Source organism: Novosphingobium aquae (genome assembly GCF_037572715.1).
Lineage (GTDB): Bacteria > Pseudomonadota > Alphaproteobacteria > Sphingomonadales > Sphingomonadaceae > Novosphingobium > Novosphingobium aquae.
Genome location: NZ_JBBHJY010000003.1, coordinates 88711 through 111537 on the forward strand (window position 1 = coordinate 88711; position 22827 = coordinate 111537).

Sequence of the window (22827 nt, forward strand, 5' to 3'; positions counted from 1 at the left end):
CATGATTGTGCGTCTGTTCGCTGCGGCGCTTGCGTTGGTGGCCCTGCCGGCCATGGCCAAGCCGCGAGTCCTGCCTGCCGAGCTGGTCTGGCCGAATGGGGTTCCGGGCGGGGCCGAGCCGGTCAAGGAAGAGTCGAACGCAGTGGACGTGTGGAACGTCACGACACCCAGCTATCAGGCCTTCCTGCCGCCCAAGGGCAAGGGCAACGGCGCCGCCATGATCATCGCGCCGGGCGGCGGGTTCCGCCTGCTTTCCATGGCCAAGAGCCAGAAGGTGGCCGAATGGTTCGTCGAACGCGGTGTCGCGGCGTTTGTCCTCAAGTACCGGCTCGTCACTCGCCTGCCGGGCGAAACCCCGGAGGCCCAGCGCGACCGGCTCAACGCCACAATGCGCAGCGAGGATCGCGGTACGCGCGCTGCCGAGGATGGCATTCAGGCGTTGCGCCTGATCCGCGCCCGCGCCGGGCAATACGGGATCGATCCGCAGCGCATCGGCGTTGTCGGATTTTCGGCCGGCGGCCATGTCGCCGGGATGATGGCGCTCGCTTCCGAACCAGAGCGGCCCAATCTGGTCGGGCTGATCTATGGCATGCCCTTCCTTACCCCGCCGCCGCCATTGCCGCCGGCCAATCTGCCGTGGCCTCCGGGCACGCCCAAGGAGCCATGGCTTCGCCCCGCAGCGACGCCGGCACCGGGTGCGTTGCCACCGCATTTCATGGTCGTCGCGCAGGATGACACCGCCGTCGGGAACGGCTTTCGGGACTATTACGAGGCCCTCTACGTGGCAGGCTACCGGCCGGAAGCTCACATTTACGAAAAGGGCGGTCACGGCTTTGTCCTGAAGAAGCAGGGACTGACCAGCGATTACTGGATCGACGAATTCTACTGGTGGATCGAGGCTCGCGGCTTCCTGAAAGCCCCTGCTGCGGCGAAGACCTTCACCGACTGCAAGCTCGATTGCCCCGAGATGGTCGTCATCGCCCCCGGCAAGTTCCGCATGGGCGCAGACGGCGGCGAAGAGGGCCGGCCCGAAGGCCCGCCGCACGATGTCGCTATCGCCAAGCCCTTCGCGCTCGGCCGCTTCGAAGTGACCAACGCGCAATACGAGCGTTTCATCGCCGATACCGGCCGCGTACCGACCAAGAGCTGCCGTTCGTGGGATCGCAAGTCGAATTCCGTGAGCGAAGGTGCCGACGCCGATTTTCGCAAGCCCGGCATTGGTGCAGGTGATGGCGCGCCGCAGATTCCCGTGGTCTGCGTCTCGTGGCGCGATGCCAAGGCCTATGTTGGATGGCTGGCGAAGAAGTCCGGCAAACCCTATCGCCTGCCCACCGAGGCCGAGTGGGAATATGCCGCTCGCGCCGGATCGCCAGAGGACTACGCCTGGGGCAAGGACCCTGCCGCCGGTTGCGGCTGGGCCAACACGCTGGACAGGCGCGCGATCGCATCGGGCATGCTGCCCGCCTTTCAGGAGAAAGCGGGCGAGCCTGCTCACGCCCGCTGCGACGATGCACAAGCGGGTGCCGCGCCGGTGGGCAGCTACAAGCCCAACGCCTTCGGGCTTTACGACATGACCGGCAATGTCTGGGAATGGACCGAGGATTGCTACGCCGCGCCCTATGCGCCTGACGTGCCCACCGATGGCAGCGCCTATCAGGTGAAGGGCGAATGCGCGCGCCGGGCGGTGCGCGGCGGCAGCTGGATGACCGTGCCGTTCCGCAACCGCCCGGCCTGGCGCGGTCGCGATCCGGAGGATCAGGTGAGCTGGATTTTCGGCATGCGCGTGGCGCGCGATCTTGATGCGAAGGGCCGGTAAGTGATGGATGACCTCTCGAGGATTGACCGGCGCGGGCTGCTGCAAGTGCTGGGACTGGGCGCCGGCGCGCTGGTCTTGGGCATCGGACCGGCGCGCGCGCAACCGGGAGTCGCGCAATCGGGCAAGGGCCAGTTCGGCGCGATCCTCGGCATCGGCGCCGACGGGTCGGTGATGATCGTCTGCCCTGCCTCTGAAATGGGGCAGGGCACGCAGGAGGCGCTGGCCCGCATCATCGCGGAAGAGCTGGATTGCGACTGGGAAAAGGTGACGATCCGCCAGCCATGGGCGGACCGCGCATTCATCAATCCGGCGGCGAAGCGGCAATTGACCGCCAATTCGATGACCGTCACCGGCTATTTCCCTTCGCTCCGCAAGCTGGGAGCCGCAGCGCGCGCCTCATTGGTCGAGGCTGGCGCGGACAGGCTGGGCGTTCCGTCGGCGGACCTGACCACGGCCAAGGGACAAGTGCGCCACGCCGCGTCCGGCCGAGCGCTGGGTTACGGCGAACTTGCCGAGGCCGCCGCTGCCCTGCCGCTGCGCGCTGATCCGCCGCTGAAGCCGGCCAGCGCTTTCGCCCTGATCGGCGCGAAAAAGCCGCGCAAGGACCTTGCCGTCAAGGTCACCGGCGCTGCCGAATATGGCATCGACGTGCACGAGGAGGGAATGCTGGTCGCCGCGCTCGCCCTCGCGCCGCACCGCCATGCCGAGGTGACGGCGTCGGGAATCGACGAGGCGAGGGCCATGCCGGGGGTGAAAACCGTGTCCCGGGTCAACGGCGGCTATGCCGTGATCGCCGACGGTTACTGGCGCGCGCAAAAGGCCGCCGCAAAGCTCACAGTCACGGCCAGCGCATCGCCGATTGCCGGCCTCGACGACGCAATGGTCGCGGCAACCATCGCCAAGGCTTTCGACGCGGTTCCCGCCGAACCGTTCCCCAATATCGATGTCCTGTCCTTTCCAGTCAGGGGCCCCCCCAGCGATCCGGCTGCGGTAGCCGCTGCCCTGACGGCCGCGCCGCGCCGGCTGGAGGCGGAATATGCCGTGCCCTATCTTGCCCATGCGGCGCTGGAACCGCTCTGCTGCTCTGCACGGTTCAAGGATGGCGAACTGCTGGTGCGCGGGCCCTTGCAGGCACCTGAAGCCTCGCGCGATCTCGCCGCAGCCATCGCCGGCCTGCCGGTCGACAAGGTCCGCGTTGAGGTGACCTTCATCGGTGGCGGGTTCGGGCGCAAATGGTCGACGGATTTCGTCGAGGTTGCCGTGCAGGCCGCGCTTGCCGCGCCGGGGCAGATAGTGAAGACGATCTGGACCCGCGAACAAGACTTCGCGCAGGACGAATTCCGCCCCGCTTTCGTCGCCCGTTACAAGGCGGGGATCGGCACGGATGGCAAGCTGCTGGCGATGTCATCGCGCATCGCCGGCCAGTCGATCAACCGCTTCCACAAGCGCAAGGGGCCGCCCGGAATGGGTGATCCTTCCGCCGCCGCCATGCTGATCTATGCGGCCTATGACTTCCCCAACAAGCTGATCGAATATCACCCGGCCGACCTGTCCATCCCGGTCGGCTTCTGGCGCAGCGTGACCCTGTCGCAGAACGCCTTTTTTGCGGAATCGATGATTGACGAGGTTGCGCGTGCCGTGAAGGCCGACCCCTTGGCCTATCGCCGGGCCATGCTCGCCAAGCACCCGCGGGCGCTCGCCGTGCTCGACAAGGTGGCGGAAATGTCGGGTTGGACCGGAAAGCGCGCGAAAGGTAAGGGGCGCGGGGTGGCGCTGTCCTATGCCGACAATGCCTGGTGCGCGCAGGTTGCCGAAGTTTCGCTTTCGGGCAAGGCGCTGACCATTGACCGCATCACTTGCGCCTTTGACTGCGGCCTTGCCATCGATCCGCCAAGTGTGGAGGCGCAGATGTCAGGCGGGATCGTTTTCGGGCTGCAGGCAGCGCTGTGGGGCGAAGTGCACTTTGCCGATGGCGCGGTGAGCAGCGCCAATTTCTCCGACTATCGCATGGCCATGCTGGCCGACGTGCCGCGCATCGACGTGGCCCTGCTTCAAGGGTCCGAGCGGCCCGGCAGCGTTGGCGAATCCGGCGTTCCTCCCATTGCCCCCGCGCTCGTTAATGCCATCGCCGATGCCGGAGGGCCGCGCATCCGCCGGCTGCCGATCGCCAACAGTCTGGACATCAAGGAGGCGCGGGCATGACCGAGCTGACCGTCAACGGCAAATCCCGCAAGGTGACAGCCGATACCGATACCCCGCTGCTATGGGTGCTGCGTGAAGACCTTGGCCTGCCGGGAACCAAGTTCGGCTGCGGCGTCGGGCTTTGCGGCGCCTGCACCGTGCATATCGATGGCGAGGCCGTCCGCTCGTGCCAGGTGCCGCTGAGCGACGTCGGCGCGCGCAAGGTGACGACGATCGAAGACCTTGGCGTCGGCGGCCTCAACCGGGTGCAGGTGGCGTGGATCGCCGAGCAGGTGCCCCAGTGCGGCTATTGTCAGTCGGGGATGGTCATGGCGGTCACGGCTTTGCTCAAGAACAATCCCAAGCCATCGGTTACCGAAATCCGCGCGGCGATCACCAATATCTGTCGCTGCGGGACCTATCCGCGGATTGTTGCCGCCATTGCCAAGGCTGCGGGTTAGGTTATTTCGCCGGTTCAGGCGATGGGCGCGATAGCCAGAACCTCGATCGCGCCGTCCTTGCCCGAGAAATCGAGCAGTTCACCCGCTTCCGCGCCCATCAGAGCGCGGGCGAGGGGGGCGGAGTAGGAGATCAGGCCGCTGGCGGGATCGGCCTCGTCATCGCCGACGATGCCGAGGGTTCGCTCCTTGCCGTTCATGCGAAAGGTGACGCGGGTGCCAATCTCCACAGTTTCACCCGAGGGCACCGGGACGAGTTCTGCGGTGATCTGGCGGGTCTGCCAATAGCGCAGGTCGCGCTTGGCGGACTTCAACTGCGGGTCGTCATCCGCGCGGTCGGCCAGTTCGGCAACCTGCGCCTCGACCGCTGCCACACGTTCGCCGATCAAGGCCAACCCGCGAGGCGTGACAAGGTTCGGTCCCGGCGGAATCGGGATTTCGAACTTGGGCTCGAGGTGCTCCTCGTCCCCCTCGCGCCGGAAGGCTACGCTCATCGGAAGGTGCTCACGCGGCGAACATTTCGAGCGCTTCGCTGGCTTCGAGCCATGCCGCCTCGGCTGCTTCAATGGCAGTTTCGATCTCGGCGCGGCGCTTCATCAGTTCGGACATGGTGAGCTTGGCAAACGCTGCCTCGGCGCTCTTGGGGTCGAACATGGCCTGATCGACGGCCTTCAGTTGCTGGGTAAGCTTTGCCAGCTCCGCCTCGGCGCTTTTCGCGCGCTTGCGAATTTCTTGTCCCTTTTCACGCGCCGCTGCGGCGGCCTTGCGCTGTTCCTTCTTGTTGATCCCGCGACTTTCGCCGCCGTTCTCGCCGCCCTTGCGGGCAGAGGCCGGGTCCTTGGCGAGGACGAAGGCGATGTAATCGTCGATCGAACCGTCGAAATCATGCGCCGTGCCTTGATCGACCAGCACCAGCCGGTCGGCGGTCATTTCCAGCATGTGCCGGTCATGACTGACGATCACCACGGCGCCGGTGTAGTCGTTGAGCGCCTGAATCAGCGCCTCGCGAGCATCGACGTCAAGGTGGTTGGTCGGTTCGTCGAGGATCAACATGTGCGGTGCGTCGCGGGTGATCAGCGCCAGCGCGAGTCGGGCGCGTTCGCCGCCGGACAGCTTGCCGACTTCGGTCATCGCCTTGGGCCCAGCAAAGCCAAACCGGCCAAGCTGCGCGCGCACCGCGCCCGGACTGGTGCCGGGCATCGCAACCGTCATGTGCTGGAGCGGGGTTTCCGAGCGGTCCAGCTCTTCAACCTGATACTGGGTGAAATAACCGACCCGCATCTTGCCGCTGGCGGCCATCTTGCCTTCCATCGGTGTCAGCTGAGCGGCTAGCAGGCGGGCCAGCGTGGTCTTGCCGTTGCCGTTGCGGCCCAGCAGGGCGATGCGGTCATCAGGATCGATGCGGAGGTTCAGCCGCTGCAGCACCGGCGTCTCGCTGTAGCCGACAGCGGCGAGGTCGAGCGTGATCAGCGGCGGGCGCAATTCGTCGGGAGGCGGGAAATCGAAGCTGAGCGAGGGATCGTCGATGAGTTCGGCAATCGGCTGCAACTTGGCCAGCGCCTTCTGGCGTGACTGGGCCTGCTTCGCGGTAGACGCGCGTGCGGAGTTCTTCGCGATGTATTCCTGCAGGTGATCGCGCTGCGCCTGCTGCTTGGCACGGGCCGAGGCGATCTGCGCCTGCCGTTCGGCACGCTGGCGCTCGAACGCGTTGTAGCCGCCGGGGTAGAGCGTCAGCTTGCCGCCCGACAGATGCAGGATGTGATCGACGACGTTGTTGAGGAAATCGCGTTCGTGGCTGACCAGAAGGATCGTGGCCGGATAGGATCGCAGGAAATCCTCAAGCCACAGCACGGCTTCAAGGTCGAGGTGGTTCGACGGTTCGTCGAGCAGCAGCAGGTCAGGCTGCGAGAATAGCAGCGCGGCCAGCGCCACGCGCATCCGCCAGCCGCCGGAAAAGCTTTCGAGCGGCTGGTGCTGGGCCGCTTCGTCAAAGCCAAGCCCGACGAGAATCCGGGCTGCGCGTGACGGCGCGGAGTGCGCGTCGATGGCAATCAGACGGTCATGGACTTCGGCGAGCGCTTGCGGATCGCTGCAGTCTTCGCTCTTCAGCATCAGTTCGGCGCGCTCGGTGTCGGCGGCGAGGACGGTCTCGAACGGCGTGGAATCACCTCCGGGGGCTTCCTGCGCGATATAGCCCAGCCGGCTGCCGCGCGGCATGGTGACATCGCCGGCGTCCGCCTCAAGCATGCCGGCGATCACCCGCACCAGCGTGGACTTGCCAGCGCCGTTGCGGCCGATCAGGCCAATGCGGCCGTTCGGCGGCAACTTGGCGGTCGCATCGTCGATGATCGTTCGCCCGCCAAGGCGAACCGTGATTCCGGTCAGGTTAAGCATGGCGCGCGCCTAGCACCGCTGCGCGGCGAGCAAAAGCGCGATCAGCTTTCTGAGCGTGAATTGCCTTCGCGCCGACTGCGGATGGCGGCGATCTTGGCCGCGTCGGTGCGGAAAGTGCTGACCAGCCAGGCCATCGCGCCGCCAGCCACGACGATCAGCGCGAGGATGAACCAGGCCAGAGCCTCGACCTTGGCTTGCGGCATGGACTCCACCGACAGGCCGACCGGGAAGGCAATCAGGCCAAGGAACGATCCGGCGAGCAGGGCCACCGCGCCGCTGCCCAGTTGCAGCCCGACGAACATCATCGCCGCAACCGTGCCCTGCGCCGGGCGGCCGGTGTTGTATTCGTGTTCATCGCCAATCTCGTAAGTGACGATGTTGAACGGCACCACATAGAGCCCGTAAGCCAGCCCGCCAAGGAAACGCAGCGCTGCGATCAGCACGCCAATGGCGGCGGTGCCGGCTGCCGGGGCGAACCCGCCAAGCGGCAGGAGGACGGCGAGCGCCTGACAAGTGAAGAAGGCGGAAAGGCCGATGACCATGGCCCGCCGGCTGCTGAACAGCTTGAGAAACAGCGGTGCCATCAGCATGGCGAGAATCGAGCCGAATGTCGCCGCCATCAGCAGCCGGGGCGTCCAGGTCTGGTCGAGTTGCCAGAAGTAGGTCGCAAGGTGCAGCGACAACTGGTTGATCACCGAATTGACGAACAGAACGAGGAAAGCGACCGCCAGCAGCTTGCCGACATTTGGCGTGATGCGGATCGACTGGACCAATGCACGCAGGACTGCGAGCGGCCCGGCGCCGGCATCACTCGCTTCGGGCGAAGGGCGCTCCGCCGCCTCGATCATGCGCGCGCGGCGATAGGTGCCCAGCGCGCCGATCAGCATCAGCAGCCCGCCAAGTCCGGCGACGAACAGGCCGAATGACGGGTAGGGTGCGGGATCAAGCTGCGGCCGTGAAAAACCAGGCCGGTGGGCAAAGAACACGCCAAAGGCAACGGCAGGCACGCTGAGAATGATCGCCTGATTGCCAAGGTTCCGCAGCACGGCGACCAGGCGGCGCTCCTTCTCGCTCGAGGTAAGTTCGCCGCCCAAGGCATAGGCCGGCACCGTCCAGAACGAGATGCCGATGCGCGCCAGCAGTCCCCAGCCGAGCAGCCAGGAGAGGATCTGCATCTGGCTCATTGCGGCGGGCGGGGCGAAGACCATGGCGATGCCCACGGTGAACGGCAGGATGGCGGCGAACATAAGGCTGTGGCGGCGGCCAAGTCGGGTTCCCGTCAACCGGTCAGACAGTGCGCCGATCCACGGATCTACCAGCGTATCGAAGACCACGATGACGCTGATGGCCAAGCCGATCAGCCAGCCGTTGAGGCCGACGACCTGCGCGTAGAAGAACAGGACGAAGGCATCCCAGGCGAACGATTTGAGCAGTTCGGGCATGGCGCAGACCATCCATGCCAATCGTTCCGGCCAAGTCAGGCGCGCGAGTGGAGGTGCTCCTTGGGCCATGTCAGCCTCTCCCGGTAGAACGGGCGCTGCCTTGGCGCCTCAATTAGAATGATGATTTCTAATTGAGGTCGGGCGAATGTCAATCGGCGTAAAAGTAGGCGAGGCACATGCGGCCGAGCTCACGCTTGAGCAGGCTCCAGTCATAGCCGTGTGCCGATTCGCCGGTCGAACCCAGACTGAGCTGGCGGGCGAGGGTGGCAAAGATGATATGGTAGGCAGACTGCGCCTTCACCGGGTGGTCGCTGCCGCCGAACTGGTCGGAATGCTTGAGGAAAGCTTCGGTCGCGTCGGCTTCGGCGCGCAGGGCGTTTTCCTTGCCGGGGCCGGAGACCAGCGGATCGAACGCCGCGCGTTCCATGGTCATGCGCAGCAGCGGGGCGTGGCGGCGCAGCAGTTCGGCATAGCCTTCGACATAGGCGGGGACGAAGCTGTTGAGGTCGGGGCAATCCTTGCCCAGCTTGGCGAGCAGCGCGGTTTCCTCGGCGCGCAGGCTGTCCAGTACTTCGGCAATGACGCCGCGCACCAGGTTGTCCTTGCTTTCAAAGCGCAGATAAATCGATCCGATCGACACCTGCCCGCGCTCGCTGACTTCCTGGAGGGTGAACTCCTCGCTGCCGCGCTCCAGCATCAGTTCGCGCGCGGCGACCAGCATGCGTTCGAGCGAAGCCTTGGAGCGGCCCTGCTGCGGCTTGCGGCTGACATCGGCGACAGCAAAAGTCTGGGTAGCGCCCTTCTTCTTCAATCCTGTCGACATGCGTTTATCTCACCAGCCTTTGCAGACGCGTCCATGCGCCAGCCATGAGCAAAGATACACCGGGTTTTGCTACGAATTCAAATATCAACTCCAATTGCTCCCCAGCACGGCTGCGAGCGTCAAGGAAAGTGCAGCGTTCAAGCCCGCTTGCCCATGGTCAAAAGGGTAAAGGTGCAAAGCGCGCCGGCCAACCCAACCAGCCCGGCGGTGAGGAATGCCCCCTGCATCGACCCGGCGTAGGTATCGAGCGCATGGACCAGACGCGGCGACTGTGACTGGGCGAGGAAAAACGCCGCCGTCCAGATGCCCATGCCGCGGCCGCGGTGCTGGAAATCGAACTTGGTCTGCGCCCAGCCGATCAGGGTCGGCACGGTCATCCCGGCGGCGGTCTGCTGGATAATCAGCGCGGCGGCCATCATCGTTGGCGTCGTCGCCAAGCCCATGCCGGCGAGCCCGCTCCCCAGCAGCGTAAGGACAACGCCGATCTGCAGCGTGTAGCTGCGGTGCGCGATCAGCCTGAACAGAACCGCGCCGGCAAGGATGAACAGCTGCGGCACAAAGATGATGGCCGCATAGGCGCGGGAATCCGTGACGCCGACTTCGGCAAAGACCAGCGAGCCATTGATGATGAACACGTAGTACAGCATCGAAAAGAAGAAGGTGACGACGGCAATCGTCAGCGTCGGCCCCCAAGGGAAAGGTGTTTTTGCAGGAGCGGTGCCGGCTGCATTCAAAGCGCCATGGCTCTGCGCCTTGGACGGTTCGAAAATCCACACCACCATCGCCACCCAGATCGGGAAGGCGATGAGATAGACATAGAACACCCCGTTCCACTGCAATGTTGTGGCATAGCCGACGATCAGCGCCACGATCCCGGCGATGAACGGGCCGAGCAGGCCTTGCAGGAACAGCCAGTTCCTGCGCCCCTTGTCGTCCCAGTAATCGCCGATCAGAGTGTTGACGACAGTGAGGATGATGCCTTCCGACACGCCCAGCAACAGGCGCGAGGCATAGATGTGGTCGAGGCTGTCGAGCAGCAGCGGTGCCGCGCCGAACACGCCGTAGGACAGCGTGCCCGCCAGCAGCAGAGGCCGCCGCCCGAACTTGTCGACCAGCAGCCCGGCGAAGGGAGCGAGGAGGGCCATGGTCAGGCCCGGCGCGCCGATCATCGCCGGGATGCGCGCACGCGCTTCGGGGTCGCTGGCAAAGTGGGCGATCATTGCCGGAACTGCCGGTCCCATCGCGACAATGGCGATGATCGGCAGGAAGGCCGCGATGACGACAACCATGCCTTGCGGCTTCAACGTCAGGTCATGGAAAAAGGCACGCACCGCGTTCATCATTCTCTCCCCAGCGGCAAGCATTTGGCTTCTCCGCACTTGATTTCAGCCCGCCTATCAGACTAGAACTTTCATTTCAAATAGAACATCGGGAGAGTGCTTGGTGAGCTTCGTTCGCAATGCCTGGTACCTTGCCGCATGGAGCACTGAAGTTCCGTCGGAGGGCTGGCTCGCCCGGCGCCTGCTCGGCCAGCCATGGCTGCTGATGCGCTGCGCGGACGGCAGCGCGGCCATGGTGGCTGATCGCTGCCCGCACCGCTTCGTGCCGCTCAGCAAGGGGCGGCGCGAAGGCGACCGGCTGTTCTGCGGCTATCACGGGCTGGGCTTCGATCTTTCCGGCAAATGCGTGCACAACCCCTTCGGCGGTGAACCGCCCGAGGCTGCATGTCTTGCCGCGCCAAAGGTGGAGGAACGGCACGGCGGCCTATGGTTCTGGCCAAGTGAAGCAAAGCTCGCCGACCCCGCGTTGATCCCCGATTTCGCCTTTATCGACGAGGGGAATCCCTGCGAACGGGCAGTCTACACCATGGCAGTCAATTACGAGCTGATCGCCGATAATCTCCTCGACCTGAGCCACGCCGAATATCTCCATGTCGAAAGCTTTGGCACCAACGGCTCGCTGCACACCCACGGCAAGCAGACGGTGAAGCAGGATGAGGACGGCGCCGTCTGGAACCTTTGGGACATCACCAATGCCGTGCCTCCGGGTTGGGCCACGCCGATGCTGGGCGAGGGTGAGCGGGTCGATCAGTGGCTGCACATCCGCTGGCACGCGCCGGCCAGTCTGGCGCTGTTCATCGGCATCGCACGCGCGTGCACGCAGCTTGAGCCGATGTTCCCGCCGATGGCCAATCCGCACATCCTGACGCCCGAGACGGAGACGTCGACGCACTACTTCTTCACGCATCCTCCGGGTGAGGAAGAGGCAAGGCAGGCGCGGCGGGTGTTCCTGGAAGAAGACGAACCGATGGTCGCTGCGCAGGCCGAGGCAATGGCTGGGCAAGACTTCTGGGAAGCGCGCCCGGTCATCCTGCCAAGCGATGCCGCTGCCATCCGCGCACGGCGCAAGCTGATGCAGATGCGCCGCGCGGAGGCGGCCGCCTGAAATCAGAACATCGGGTGCGGGTTTTTGGATTCGGCCGGGATCGGCTGGATCGCGTCCCAGTGCTCGACAATCTTGCCGTTCTTCAGGCGGTACATGTCGAACACCGCCGCGCCGCGCGAGTCTGGTGTGGGTCGGACGTGAACGTGGATCACGGCCATATCACCGTCGACAACTATGCGTTTGATCGTGAAGGTCTTCACCCGGTCGGCGAACATCGGCGCCAGCGCGGCGACGGCCGCCTCGCGGCCATCGGCCAGTCCGGGATTATGCTGGATGTAGTCCGGCTCGACGTACTTATCGAATGCGCCGGCAACATCGCGCTCGGTGTAGAACAACCGGGCGAATTCGGTGATGATCGCCCGGTTGTCATGCGGCCCTTTGTCATGCGGCTTGCCGCTCGCCGCCATTACGGGGACGAGGGCAAGCAGCAGAAGGCTCAGCGCGCGCTTCACGCAGCCAGAGCGACCTCTTTCACGCACTTCGTGGTGGGCACGAAGGGTAGGTAGCTCACGCGGTTGCGTACCGCGAGTTCCAGCTTGTGCTGGCCGGGTGCCAGACCGCCGGCTTTGAGCGCCGTGATCTTCGCCTTTTCGCCGAAGTTCCAGCGGTCGTCGTAGACGGTTTCCATTTCGTCGAGCGTGTAGGTCTTGCCGCGCACCGAGAAGCGCACGTCTTCGCGGGCGATCTTCTCGCCGTCGATGGTGACCTGGATGTCCTCAACCATCGACAGGCCAAGGCCGCGGTAATAGGGCAGGCGGCCGAGGAAGGCGAAGCCGCCGTCTACGTTTTCGAGGCTGTCCTCGACGATCATCAATTTGTCCATCATGGCACGGATTCCTTACGCTGCGGCCTTGAGGGCGGGGTTTTCGGGTTCGCCAAGCAGGCGGGCAAGCATCACTTGCTGGCGGCGGACCTGTTCGACCGAATCCGGTTCCTCGGCGTCCTCGATCCAGCGGTTGCCTTCGTATTCGGAGCAGATGTAGCCATCGTAGCCACCCTGATCGAGCACCGCGACGATCTCGTCATAAGGGATGCTCGGCTCCACATAGTCCTCCGTCATTTCGTAGAACTTGCCGTGGATGTTGTGGATCATCGGCATGTAATCGAGCATTCGCTTGGGCTCGAAAGCTGCGTTGTGGCGCATGGCCTCGGCCATGCCGATCGCCGGGCCGGTGCCGCCCATGTTCTGCACTTCGAGGATGACGTATTCCGACAGGACGCGGTCGTCATAGGCCTTGATGATGTAGTCGGCGATGTTCGCAGGCACGCCCATGCGCATGAACTTGTCAGCCCAGACGCGCGGGTAGTGCTTCAGGAACATGCCCATGTCGGGCAGGAAGCCCAGCGCCGGCGAGCCCGACTTCTGGAACATTTCGGCCATGCGGATGATCCACGGGTGGTCGAAGTGCAGCGGGGCGTGGACCTCGGTGAGCATCTTGATGCCCTTTTCCTCGGCATAAGGCGCTGCGGCGACAAGCACTTCGGGCGCAATCGAAACAAGGCTGCGGATGAAGGGGGTGCCCAGCATCACGCCGAAATCGATGTCCTTCTTCACGCTGGCGACCTGCTCGTCGAACGGCATCGGCCGGTCCTTGTAGCGCTTGTAGTCGAGCATGTAGTCGTGGCTGACGGGGACGCAGTCGTACTTCTTGATCAGCGCGTGCCAGTTGGCGATGTCTTCCTGCGCGACGCCGACTTCGGGCCAGCCCCAGAAGCTCTGCTCACCGATAACCTCGATGCCGCGCGCGCCCAGTTCGGCGCAGGTGCGGATGCAGTCTTCAAGGGTCATCTTGCCCTGGAAAGTCTCGTTCTGGAAGGAATAGAGGCTGACGCCCCGCTTGATTTGACTGGTCACGAATCACCTCTCCACTTGGGGAACACATCTGTCGGGAGCGGGAATCCGGTGGGCCGGTTGCATCCGGCTGGCATCGTCTCCCCTCGGGCCATGGCCCTAATTGGAACCTATATTCTTATAATTGTGCTGGCCGGTCAAGGGGGATTTTTTGCCGGAAAACCGCAAGTCTTGCCCGATTGACAGAATTAGAATTCCCATTACTGTTAGTTGCGATAACGGCCGGGAGAGAATCGCCGAAATGCCATCCGCTGTGTGCCGCGCGCTTATCGCGGCGCTCTGTTTGCTGCTCGCCGCCTTCTTCGCCTTTGTCGGCTGGAACAAGGCCTTCGCCTCGCTCGCAGACCTTGCGCGGTATGGCGCGTGGACGGTGTTCCTGCCCGAATGGGCCGGACGGGTGGTCGGCTGGAGCGAGATAGCGCTGGCCGCCGGTTTGCTATCCATTTTCGTGCCCCGCCGCCGCGCCGTCGCGCGCTGGTCGGCGCTCCTGCTCATCGCCAATCAGATCGTTGCCGCGCTGGTCCATCTGACGCACGGGGAGACCGCTGCCTTGCCGCAGAACGGCGTGCTGATCGCGCTGCTTTTCGCCGTCGCCATTTTTGCCCGTCCGAATTTCGCCAGAGGAGCCATGCCATGAAAACCCGCACGCTGCTGTTTGCCTCCGCCCTTGCGTTTCTGCCGCAGGTCGCCGCAGCAAAGGCACCTGCCGATGCCCGCATCGCAGCGCTTGAGGCGCGGCTCAATGTCCTGACGCTCGACAATACCCGCGCGCATGACCGCGCCGCCGTTGAGAACTTGTTCGGCCGCTACATGACGCTGCACAACGCTTTCCGCGATCCGGAAATCATCCCCTTGTGGGTGAAGAAGGGCACGCCCGATGTGCGTGCCCAGTATTCGAACAACGGCGTCTATACCAATTGGGACAACATCATGTCCTACCATGCCCAGCGTCCGAACCCGCCGGGCAAGCTGATCTATCACTTCCTCGCCAGCCCGATCATCGAGGTTGCTGCCGACGGCAAGACGGCCAAGGGTATGTGGCTGATGTCGGGCCTTGAAAGTGGGCTGACCGCACCGGAAGCCGCCAAGGGCGCGCCCGATTTCATGTATGAGAAGAACGTCACGGTCGATGGCAAGAAGGTGTGGATGCACACGGTCTATGCCAAGTACGGCGTCGATTTCATCAAGCAGGATGGCGAGTGGAAAATCTGGCACTTCCACTGCTTCGAAGTCGCCCGTGCGCCCTATGGCCTCGGCTGGATCCCCTTCGCCGCCGCCGCGCAGGACAGCCCCTTTGCCGATGACCTGATGTACTTCGGCGAGGACGGCAAGCCGGTGATGATGCCCAGGCCCGATGGCCCGGCTACGATTCGCCATAACCCCTATCGCACCGACAAGGGCCAGTCGCTCGATCTCAAGCCGCCGGTTCCCTATCGCACGTTCAGCGAAACCTTTGCGTACTGAGGGGCAGAAAGATGCGCATTTTCCCACTGGCGATTGCGGCTTTGCTCGCAGCTTCGCCCGCCATGGCTGACACAGTGGTTTCGACGGCGTCGGGCACGCTGCGCGGCAAGGTTGAGGGCGGGTCCGAGGCGTTCCTCGGCGTGCCTTATGCCGCGCCGCCGGTGGGCGAGGGGCGCTGGCGCGATCCGCAGCCGGTTACGGCCTGGACCGGTGAGCGGGATGCGACACGGTACGGTGCGGACTGCTATCAAAGGTCTCCCGGTCCGTTCGGGCCCTATACGGCAGAGTTCATCGCTGGTGGGCCATTTAGCGAGGACTGCCTGACTCTGAACATCTGGAAGCCGGCGGGCAAGGCAAAGGGCCTGCCGGTCCTCGTCTTCATCCACGGCGGAGCCTTTCAGGGCGGCGCTGGGAGCCTGCCGATCTACAACGGCAGCAAGCTCGCCCCCCGCAGGGCGGTGGTGGTTACGCTCAACTACCGCGTCGGCGTATTCGGTTTCCTTGCCCTTCCGGGCCTCAATGCCGAATCTACGCATAAAACGTCGGGCAATTACGGCCTGCTGGACCAGATCGAAGCGCTGCGCTGGCTCCGGCAAAATATTGAGCGCTTCGGCGGTAATCCGGCGAACATCACCATCTCCGGCGAGAGTGCGGGCGCAGCCTCGGTAAACCACTTGATGATCTCGCCGCTCGCGAAAGGGCTATTCGCCAAAGCCATTTCGTTCAGTGGTCCGGCCATGGATATGGGTCTGCCCGCGCTAAAGCAGGGCGAGGCCAACGGAGCCGCCCTTGCCAGCCGACTTGGCGCCGCAAGCTTGGCCGAGTTGCGCGCAGTGCCTTCCGACAAGCTTTTGACTGAGGCCTTCAACGTTCCGCCGCAGCCTGACGGACGCCCGCCGTTCCTGTTCAAGCCCCACCGCGATGATTATGCGGTTCCGGTCGATGCGAACGACGGCACTGCGAAGGTGGCTTCGCCCGTGCCGATGCTGGGCGGATACAATGCTGACGAGATGACGGACTTTTCGGTTCGAACGTCCTCCGATTTCGAAAAAGCGGTCCGGCGCCGCTATGGACCGTCGGCTGACCGGATTTTGGCGCTCTACCCGCACGCAACAGATGCCGAGGTTGCCGCTTCCAACCTGCTGATCAGCCGCGATCGCTATATGACGGGGTTGATCCTGTGGTCGCAGGCACGCACCCGGGCTTCTGGCCAGCCGGTCCATGCCTATCTCTACGATCATCATTATCCGCCAGCGCGCGGCGGCATGGCCTGGGGGGCGTTCCATACATCCGGGCTGCCCTATGTCTTCGGCCAACTTGGCCACGGCGAGCGCACCTTTACCGCTGCCGATGCCGCCATCTCCCGCCAATGGCAGGACCGGCTGCTCGCCTTCATGCGCAGCGGCAATCCATCGATCAAGGGTGGCGCCTGGCCGCGCGTTACTCTCGCCAGCACCAGCGTCATGGTGATCGGCGACAAGCCGGGAATGCGGCCCGCCGTATCTTCCCCCGCACGTTTCGAAGCATTCCGAGCCTATGCTGCGGCGGGCGGTTCACTCGGCCTCATGTAGGCCCAACGGAGAATTTCCATGTCTTTCGAAATTTCGGTCAACCTTGAATACATGTTCCTTGAAGCCGGCGAACGGCTTGAGGACCGCATGGCCGCCGCCGCCGCTGTGGGTTTTACCAAGGTGGAGATCTTCACCACGTCCAACCGCGACGTACCATCGCTGCGCAAGGCGCTGAATGACAACGGCTGCACGCTGGTCGGTGTGGTCACCGATCCGCGGCAGCAGATCTGCCTTGAACCGAATCACGAAGCTTTCCGCGAAATGTTCGCGCAAGCAGCGAAGGATGCCGAGTTTCTTGGCTGTAAGAACGTGGTCGTGCCTTCAGGCGCCGCCGTGCCTTTCCTGCGCCGTCCGATGCAGCTGGACAACGTCGCCAAGGCCATCGCCAGCGTGCTGCCGGTGGCAGAGGCGCATGGGCTGACGATCCTGCTCGAACCAGTGAACACCCGTTTCGACCATCCCGGTGTGCTCTTTGCCATGACCGAAGATGCGGTTGGCGTGATCGAGCGCGTGGGCAGCCCGTCGGTCAAATTGCTTTACGACGTCTATCACTCGATCACCGAGCGCGAGGATCCGTTCACCATCCTGCCGCCGATCGCGCACATGGTCGGCCACGTGCAGATCGCCGACGCTCCGGGTCGCGGCGAGCCGGGGACTGGGACGATCGACTGGAAGGCAATTCTCGGCCTGCTCGAACAGGTTGGTTACACCGGACTCATCGGTCTTGAATGTTCACCCACCCGCCCAACGAGCGAAGCGGTCGCCTATATCCGCGAGCTTTGCGCCTGAAGAAAGTCCAAGGCCCCGGACGCAGGCCCGGGGCCATTGGCATTACGGTTTTGCTTTGAGCAGGCCCTTGGCCTTCATCCACGTCATGAACTGATTGAACCACAAGTCACTGGTGGTGCCCTGAGTCTGGCTGCCAAAGCCGTGGCCTCCGTTGGCATAATAATGAAGCTCCACCGCACCCCCGGCTTTCTGCCACGATTCAACCAGTCCGAAGCCTTCCTTGTTGAACAGCGGATCGTCCGAGGCGAGCGCGACGAACATTGGCTGCGGCGATTTGGGCGGCGTGATCGCCTGCATCGAGCCATAGATCGGCGCGACGAAATCGGGCCGGGCATCGGGTGCATCGAGCAGAGTGGTGCGGATTGTCGTCATGGCGCCGGCGGAAAAGCCGATCATGCCAACGCGTCCCGTATCGACGCCCCACTTGCCGGCATTGGCGCGGATCATCCGCAGCGCAACCTGGGCGTCGGCGGCGGCAACATTGGTTGCGGCGTTCATGTCAGGCGGGACCACATCGGCAGAGCCACGCGGCGCGAACAGCTTCGACATCGATCCCATGAAATCCGCCTCGGAATCGGGCGTTTCCATCGTCCGGTACTTGAGCACGAAAGCGGCCACGCCATTATCGGCGAGCCACCGCGCCACGCCCCAGCCTTCGCTGCTGGCCGAAACGAAGCGGAAGCCGCCACCCGGCACGACCAGCACGGCAGCGCCGGTTGCCGTGCCGGGCTTGGGCAGGAACGGCGTCAGCGTCGGTTTGGTCACATTGCGGATCCAGACCTGGTTGCCCATGCCGGTCCACACTTCCTTCTGCTTCCAGCTTTCCGATCCCGGCGCGGCGCCGGAATAGAGCGGGATGGCGTCGGGCTCAGGCTGGATGGCAAGCCGCTTGGGCGGCACGAAACCGGGAGGTGTCTGGGACATTGCCGGAATCGAGCAGGTGGCCATGGCAAAAGCAAGGGTGGCAGCGATTGTCTTAAGGCGCATCGGTTCGAATCTCCCAGGAACGTGTAAGCGTGTGCCGCAGGTCATTTCACTTTGGCGGCGGAATGCAAGCGCAGGCGGGCAAGAAAATCGGCATGGGTGGTGCGCGCATCGAGCACATCGAAAACCCGGATGGTGCGGCCCGGGATGGCCTCCCCATAGCGCAGGTCCTTGCCGATCCGCCGCGCGGGAATCTCGTGCGATTGGCTGGTTTCCGAGGTGATCGCGCTGAGCAGGACGAGCGGGCTGTCTCCCATCGGCCAGACGCCGCCTAGTTCGACGAAGTCGGGCGGGGTGGTGAACCGGTCATAGAGCCACTCCGTGAACGGCGAGATCGGGCGCAGGTCCGCCGCCATTTCGGCGATCGAATAGCCCATCTGGCGATAGGCGGGCTGCGGCACCTGCCACAGCGGCACCTTGCTCCGCTCAATCACCTCGCGCGCCGCTTCCGCGTCCATCGCCAGATTGTATTCCCAGCCGCCGTCGGGATAGCCGCCGCCGCCGATCCAGATGACCTTCATCCGTGTGGCGATCTTTGGTTCCTGCCGCAGGGCTTCGGCCAGGTTGGTCAGCGGTCCGCCGCAGGTGAAGATGAGGGGAAGGGAATGGTCGCGCATGGCTTCGGCGACGATGGCATAGGCGGCCACGCTCGGTTCGCGGGTGGGAGACACGGGACCTTCCGCGCCGCCGACGACCGGCACCGGGTGCGGCAGCTTGAGGCGGCTTATCGTCTCCAGCGCGATATCGTAGCCCTGCCGGGCGGTCTGCCCTTCGATCTTCGCCGGGTCCTTGAACTCGCTGCTGAGGAACGAACTGGTGACCAGCACGACGTGTGAGCGCGGCGCGAGCAGTTGGTGGGCGAGAGCGACAAGCCCGTCGGGATCGCCGGCAAAGTCATTATCGACGATGACGCGGGCGCCGACCTTTTGCGGGATCATGCGGGGCGCAGCGGCTGAGAGCCGGGCTCCGGTGGCCAGTGCCGCGGCGATCCCCGCGCCAACCGCTCCGCGCCGCGACCAAATCACTTGGCAGACTCGACGGGAAAGTCCGCCGCCTTGTCGAACGGCGCGATCGTCACCTTGCCGCTCGCCGCCCATTCCGCGCCGCGCGCCACCAGGGTGCGCACGCCGTCGTACATCATCGTGTCGGGGCCGTGGCCCAGCGTGAACGAGAAGACGCGGCCCTTGCCATAGTCTTGCACCCAGATCTGCGGATGGCTGGCGTTGATGCCCTTCATCGCCTTCAATTTGTCAGGCGCATAGGCGGCGGCGGGGTACTTCGGGCCCGCCCTTTCGGGAGCATAGGCCGCGGCATCGTCATAGGCGGTGGCGAGCACGTGGACCTTGGCATCGGGCGCGAAGACCATGTTCGTGTACATGTCTTCGGTGAAGGTCCAGTGGAACCGCCGCAGGCCCTTGGTGATCGGGTGTTCGCGGTCCGTCAGTTCGAACATGAAGCTGTCCGGCGGCGAGCGGCGGCTTAAGCCCGGCTGCATCACCGCGCCGATCAGCCGCTTGTATTCCGGAATGTCGCGCCCCCAGGTGAACGAGGAATGGTAAGCGACTAGCCCGCCGCCTTCGCGCACATATTGGTACAGCGCCTCGAACGCGGCTGGCGACCACAGATGCTGCTTTTCATCCGCGTAATTCCAGCGACTGGAATAGTTTAGAAGCACGACATCGTACTTTTTCAGCATGGCCAGTGTGCCATCGTCGAAATCTTCGGTCACCCGCACATCGAAGCGACCGGTATCCTGCAACTGCTTGCGCAGCAGGTTATTCACCCCGGTCCAGTCATGCTCGTACGAATTCTGGCCGGAGATGATCAGCAGCTTGAGCCGATCCTCCTTGGGATCGACCGGCACGGCAATGCGCTGCACCGTCTCGGGCGGGCGGTACGGCACGACCATGATCGGCTGGGCGAGCGCAGGGGCGGCAGCAAGCGTCACGGAAATGATCAGGATCAGCCGCTTCATGATTTGGCTCCCCGGCCTGAAATTTCGTCGCGGATCTGCTGTTCCATGCCGTCCATCGGCCAGAACCAGAAAATCAGGGCTTGGAGCAGCAGCATGCCCACCGTGCCGCCATAGTATGTCCAGCGGATCGCTTGGCGCGCGGTTTCGCTGACGGCTTCCGGGGAATAGTCGGACGCCGCGAGCATGAAGGCTACGCCCGCCGTTCCCAGCGCCATGCCCACCTTTGTGGCGAGGCTGACGCCGGCCGAAAGCAGGCCTTCATTGCGCGATCCGAAGCGCCACTCGTGATAGTCCACGGTCAGGGCTATCATGGCGAAAGCAGCGGTAATCGTGATCGATGTGGTCAGGCAGGCGACGAAATAGACGATCAGGAAGGCCGTCCAGTTGCCCTCGAGCCATGGCAGGGCAAGGAACAGCCCAGCGGCCAGCAATACCGCGCCGAGCGATCCCTTGCGAATGCCGGTGCGCGCCAGGATGGGCGGCGCAACGAAGGCGGAAAGCAGCAAGGTTCCCGCCACCCCCGGCAGCATCCAGCCGATCAACCAAGGTTCGCGGAACGTGTCGATGGCCAGGTTGAAAGTTACCGCCATCATGCCGCCGAAACGCACGAAATAGGCGAGGCACGAAAAGAACGTGACCAGCCATGCCCGGTTGCGCAACATCTCGCCAATGGCGGGCAGAAGCGGTGCGGATTCCTTGCGCTCCTCGACGATCCGTTCGCGGCAATTGGCGTAGAGGGACAGGATCGAGACGAGCGAGATGACCGCGAAGATCATCGCTACCTTGCGATAGCCGTCCGCGTTGGCTTCCCCTCCGAATGCGGCAAGAAGCGGCGCAACTGCGGCCGTCCCCAGTACTACGGAAACCGAAGTGCCGAGCGAGCGCATGCCACTCAATTTGAGCCGGTCGCCCGTATGGTTGGTCATCATCGGCATCAGCGCGGTGTAGGGAATCGCACCCATCGACATCAGGATGCCCAGCGCCTTGAAGGTGACGAAGGCATAGACAAGCTGCGCCTGCTGGCTCCAGTCCGGCATCGAGAACAGCGCGACGTAAACGGCGGCATAGGGCAGGGCCATGAACAGGAAATAGGGCCGCGTTCTCCCCCACCGGGTCCGCGTGCGATCGACCGCAATGCCCACCCCCATGTCGATCACCGCATCCATCAGCCGCGCAATCAGGAAGATCGTGCCGACGGCGGCGGCGGGCAACTTGATGACGTTGACGTAGTAGAACAGCAACGTGCCGCTCACCATGTTGTAAGGCAGGCTGAAACCGAGGTCGCCGAAGCCGTAGCTCAGCCGCTCGCGCAGGGTCAGCCTGACCGGTATCGCGTTTGCTGGTGACATCACCCGCTCCCATGGTCGGCTCTTGCGCAGCCCCTGCCGCGAAGCGCCTTGCGGCTTGACGTCCGCTACTTATTAAAACAGATATTCTATTAAATCGCGGAGCCGTCAAGGCTGACCGTGAATGGTGAGGGGAAATGCACGTGCCAAAGGATGTCCTGATCATCGGCGGAGGGATCGGTGGGCTTTCCAGCGCCATCGCGCTTGGCCAGCACGGCCACCGGGTGACGGTGATCGAGCGCGACCCCGAATGGTCGGTCTATGGCGTGGGCATTACCCAGCAGGCCAACGTGGTGCGCGCCGTGGCGGACCTTGGCATCCGCGACGATTACCTCGCGGCGGGCTTCGGCTTTGACGCGGTGGAGATCTACGCGCCCAACGGTACGCGGGTGGCGCGTGTGCCGTCGCCCCGGCTGGCTGAGGGTTATCCGCCGAACCTCGGCATGGGTCGACCGGCGCTGCATGACCTGCTCGCGCGGCGGACGCAGGCGGTTGGGGCCGAGGTGCGGCTGGGCGTTACGGCTGACCGGATCACTGACACCGGCGCGGCGGTGGACGTGGACTTCTCGAACGGCACCTCAGGCACATACGATTTTGTCGTCGGGGCGGACGGCGTCTATTCGCAGACCCGTGCGGCGATCCTGCCCGATTCCGAAACTCCAGAGTTCACCGGGCAGGGCGTGTGGCGGTACAACTTCCCGCGCGATCCCGAGGTCGATTGCCTGCGCGCCTTCAACGGCCCGACCGGGATCGGCCTCGTGCCGATGAACCCGGACGTGATGTACATGTTCGTTACCACGCCCGAGCCGGGCAATCCGCGCTATCCCCATGAGGAACTGGCGGCGGCGATGCGCGCCAAGCTCGCCGGGACCGCGCCTTACATCACCTCTCTGGCCGAACAGATTACTGACAACGACGGCGTCGTCTATCGCCCGCTAGAAGGGATGATGGTGCGCGGACCGTGGCACAAGGGACGCGTGGTGCTGCTGGGAGATGCCGTCCACGCCACCACGCCGCACCTGGGGCAGGGCGGCGGCATGGCGATCGAGGATTCGATCGTGCTGGCCGAGGAAGTCGATGCCCACGCCGACATCGAGCAGGCTTTCGCCGCCTATCGCCAGCGCCGGTTCGACCGCTGCGACTATATCGTCAGCACCAGCCTTGCCATCTGCTTCGGCCAGATCGGGCGCGGCCCTCCTGTGGACATGACCAAGGTGACGCGCGAGATGTTCGAAGTGACGGCTCAGCCGATATAGGAAATAACTGCTTTAAATCATGAACATGAGC

General features: G+C 64.1%; 21 protein-coding genes. 9 read left to right on the forward strand and 12 right to left on the reverse strand.

The features are described 5' to 3' along the window. The first annotated feature begins 1 nt into the window (after position 1). The 3 genes from WG900_RS07840 to WG900_RS07850 are packed head-to-tail and all read left to right on the forward strand — an operon-like array spanning position 2 to position 4458. Positions 2–1816: an SUMF1/EgtB/PvdO family nonheme iron enzyme gene (locus WG900_RS07840; RefSeq protein WP_339966132.1), complete on the forward strand. Its 1815-nt coding sequence runs from the start codon at positions 2–4 to the stop codon at positions 1814–1816. Positions 1817–1819: 3 nt separating this feature from the next. After that, positions 1820–4018, forward strand: coding sequence for a xanthine dehydrogenase family protein molybdopterin-binding subunit (locus WG900_RS07845; RefSeq protein WP_339966134.1), 2199 nt, complete (start codon positions 1820–1822; stop codon positions 4016–4018). Beyond that, a complete protein-coding gene (locus tag WG900_RS07850) occupies positions 4015–4458 on the forward strand; it encodes a (2Fe-2S)-binding protein (protein WP_339966135.1) in 444 nt (147 codons plus the stop codon). Before WG900_RS07845 ends, WG900_RS07850 begins: the two co-directional genes overlap by 4 nt. A gap of 14 nt (positions 4459–4472) precedes the next feature. On the opposite strand, the gene WG900_RS07855 is transcribed toward WG900_RS07850, so the two are convergent. From WG900_RS07855 to WG900_RS07875, 5 genes are all read right to left on the reverse strand, one after another. Continuing rightward, entirely contained in the window at positions 4473–4949 is a 477-nt protein-coding gene (locus tag WG900_RS07855; protein ID WP_339966136.1) for a GreA/GreB family elongation factor, read from the reverse strand. Between the two features lie 10 nt (positions 4950–4959). Then, positions 4960–6849 (reverse strand): ABC-F family ATP-binding cassette domain-containing protein, encoded by a 1890-nt coding sequence (locus tag WG900_RS07860; RefSeq protein ID WP_339966137.1) that lies wholly within the window; start codon positions 6847–6849, stop codon positions 4960–4962. Between the two features lie 41 nt (positions 6850–6890). Continuing rightward, positions 6891–8360 (reverse strand): MFS transporter, encoded by a 1470-nt coding sequence (locus WG900_RS07865; RefSeq protein WP_339966138.1) that lies wholly within the window; start codon positions 8358–8360, stop codon positions 6891–6893. A 79-nt stretch (positions 8361–8439) separates the two neighbouring features. Beyond that, positions 8440–9114, reverse strand: coding sequence for a TetR/AcrR family transcriptional regulator (locus tag WG900_RS07870; protein WP_339966139.1), 675 nt, complete (start codon positions 9112–9114; stop codon positions 8440–8442). Between the two features lie 137 nt (positions 9115–9251). After that, on the reverse strand, positions 9252–10454 hold the full coding sequence (locus WG900_RS07875) for an MFS transporter (protein WP_339966141.1): 1203 nt from the start codon (positions 10452–10454) through the stop codon (positions 9252–9254). A gap of 103 nt (positions 10455–10557) precedes the next feature. On the opposite strand from WG900_RS07875, the gene WG900_RS07880 reads away from it, so the two are divergent. Then, positions 10558–11559 carry an aromatic ring-hydroxylating dioxygenase subunit alpha gene (locus WG900_RS07880; protein ID WP_339966142.1) on the forward strand — a complete coding sequence of 334 codons (1002 nt, stop codon included), beginning with the start codon at positions 10558–10560 and terminating at the stop codon, positions 11557–11559. A gap of 2 nt (positions 11560–11561) precedes the next feature. On the opposite strand, the gene WG900_RS07885 is transcribed toward WG900_RS07880, so the two are convergent. From WG900_RS07885 to WG900_RS07895, 3 genes are read right to left on the reverse strand one after another with little or no spacing between them, the layout of a single operon-like run. Next, positions 11562–12011, reverse strand: coding sequence for a nuclear transport factor 2 family protein (locus tag WG900_RS07885; RefSeq protein WP_339966143.1), 450 nt, complete (start codon positions 12009–12011; stop codon positions 11562–11564). After that, positions 12008–12385: a C-glycoside deglycosidase beta subunit domain-containing protein gene (locus WG900_RS07890; protein ID WP_339966144.1), complete on the reverse strand. Its 378-nt coding sequence runs from the start codon at positions 12383–12385 to the stop codon at positions 12008–12010. Before WG900_RS07890 ends, WG900_RS07885 begins: the two co-directional genes overlap by 4 nt. Before the next feature lie 12 nt (positions 12386–12397). Next, entirely contained in the window at positions 12398–13414 is a 1017-nt protein-coding gene (locus tag WG900_RS07895) for a sugar phosphate isomerase/epimerase family protein (protein WP_339966145.1), read from the reverse strand. 238 nt (positions 13415–13652) lie between these two features. On the opposite strand from WG900_RS07895, the gene WG900_RS07900 reads away from it, so the two are divergent. Genes WG900_RS07900 through WG900_RS07915 form a run of 4 tightly spaced genes read left to right on the forward strand, consistent with a single transcriptional unit; the run spans position 13653 to position 17235 of the window. Beyond that, entirely contained in the window at positions 13653–14048 is a 396-nt protein-coding gene (locus WG900_RS07900; protein WP_339966146.1) for a DoxX family protein, read from the forward strand. Beyond that, positions 14045–14875 (forward strand): nuclear transport factor 2 family protein, encoded by an 831-nt coding sequence (locus tag WG900_RS07905; RefSeq protein ID WP_339966147.1) that lies wholly within the window; start codon positions 14045–14047, stop codon positions 14873–14875. Before WG900_RS07900 ends, WG900_RS07905 begins: the two co-directional genes overlap by 4 nt. An 11-nt stretch (positions 14876–14886) precedes the next feature. Further along, positions 14887–16446: a carboxylesterase/lipase family protein gene (locus WG900_RS07910; RefSeq protein WP_339966148.1), complete on the forward strand. Its 1560-nt coding sequence runs from the start codon at positions 14887–14889 to the stop codon at positions 16444–16446. A gap of 18 nt (positions 16447–16464) precedes the next feature. Continuing rightward, the gene (locus WG900_RS07915; RefSeq protein ID WP_339966150.1) at positions 16465–17235 is read left to right on the forward strand and encodes a TIM barrel protein; all 771 of its coding nucleotides are present in this window, start codon (positions 16465–16467) and stop codon (positions 17233–17235) included. 42 nt (positions 17236–17277) lie between these two features. On the opposite strand, the gene WG900_RS07920 is transcribed toward WG900_RS07915, so the two are convergent. From WG900_RS07920 to WG900_RS07935, 4 genes are all read right to left on the reverse strand, one after another. After that, on the reverse strand, positions 17278–18159 hold the full coding sequence (locus WG900_RS07920; protein ID WP_339966152.1) for an alpha/beta hydrolase: 882 nt from the start codon (positions 18157–18159) through the stop codon (positions 17278–17280). 104 nt (positions 18160–18263) lie between these two features. Then, positions 18264–19244: a nucleoside hydrolase gene (locus WG900_RS07925; protein WP_339966153.1), complete on the reverse strand. Its 981-nt coding sequence runs from the start codon at positions 19242–19244 to the stop codon at positions 18264–18266. Beyond that, on the reverse strand, positions 19241–20194 hold the full coding sequence (locus WG900_RS07930) for a ThuA domain-containing protein (RefSeq protein WP_339966155.1): 954 nt from the start codon (positions 20192–20194) through the stop codon (positions 19241–19243). Before WG900_RS07930 ends, WG900_RS07925 begins: the two co-directional genes overlap by 4 nt. After that, complete coding sequence (locus WG900_RS07935) at positions 20191–21543, reverse strand: MFS transporter (protein WP_339966157.1); 1353 nt, start codon at positions 21541–21543, stop codon at positions 20191–20193. The genes WG900_RS07930 and WG900_RS07935 overlap by 4 nt, the downstream gene beginning before the upstream one ends. Before the next feature lie 134 nt (positions 21544–21677). Between WG900_RS07935 and WG900_RS07940 the strand changes: the two genes are divergently transcribed. After that, positions 21678–22796 (forward strand): FAD-dependent oxidoreductase, encoded by a 1119-nt coding sequence (locus WG900_RS07940; RefSeq protein WP_339966158.1) that lies wholly within the window; start codon positions 21678–21680, stop codon positions 22794–22796. The last annotated feature ends 31 nt before the right edge of the window (positions 22797–22827 follow it).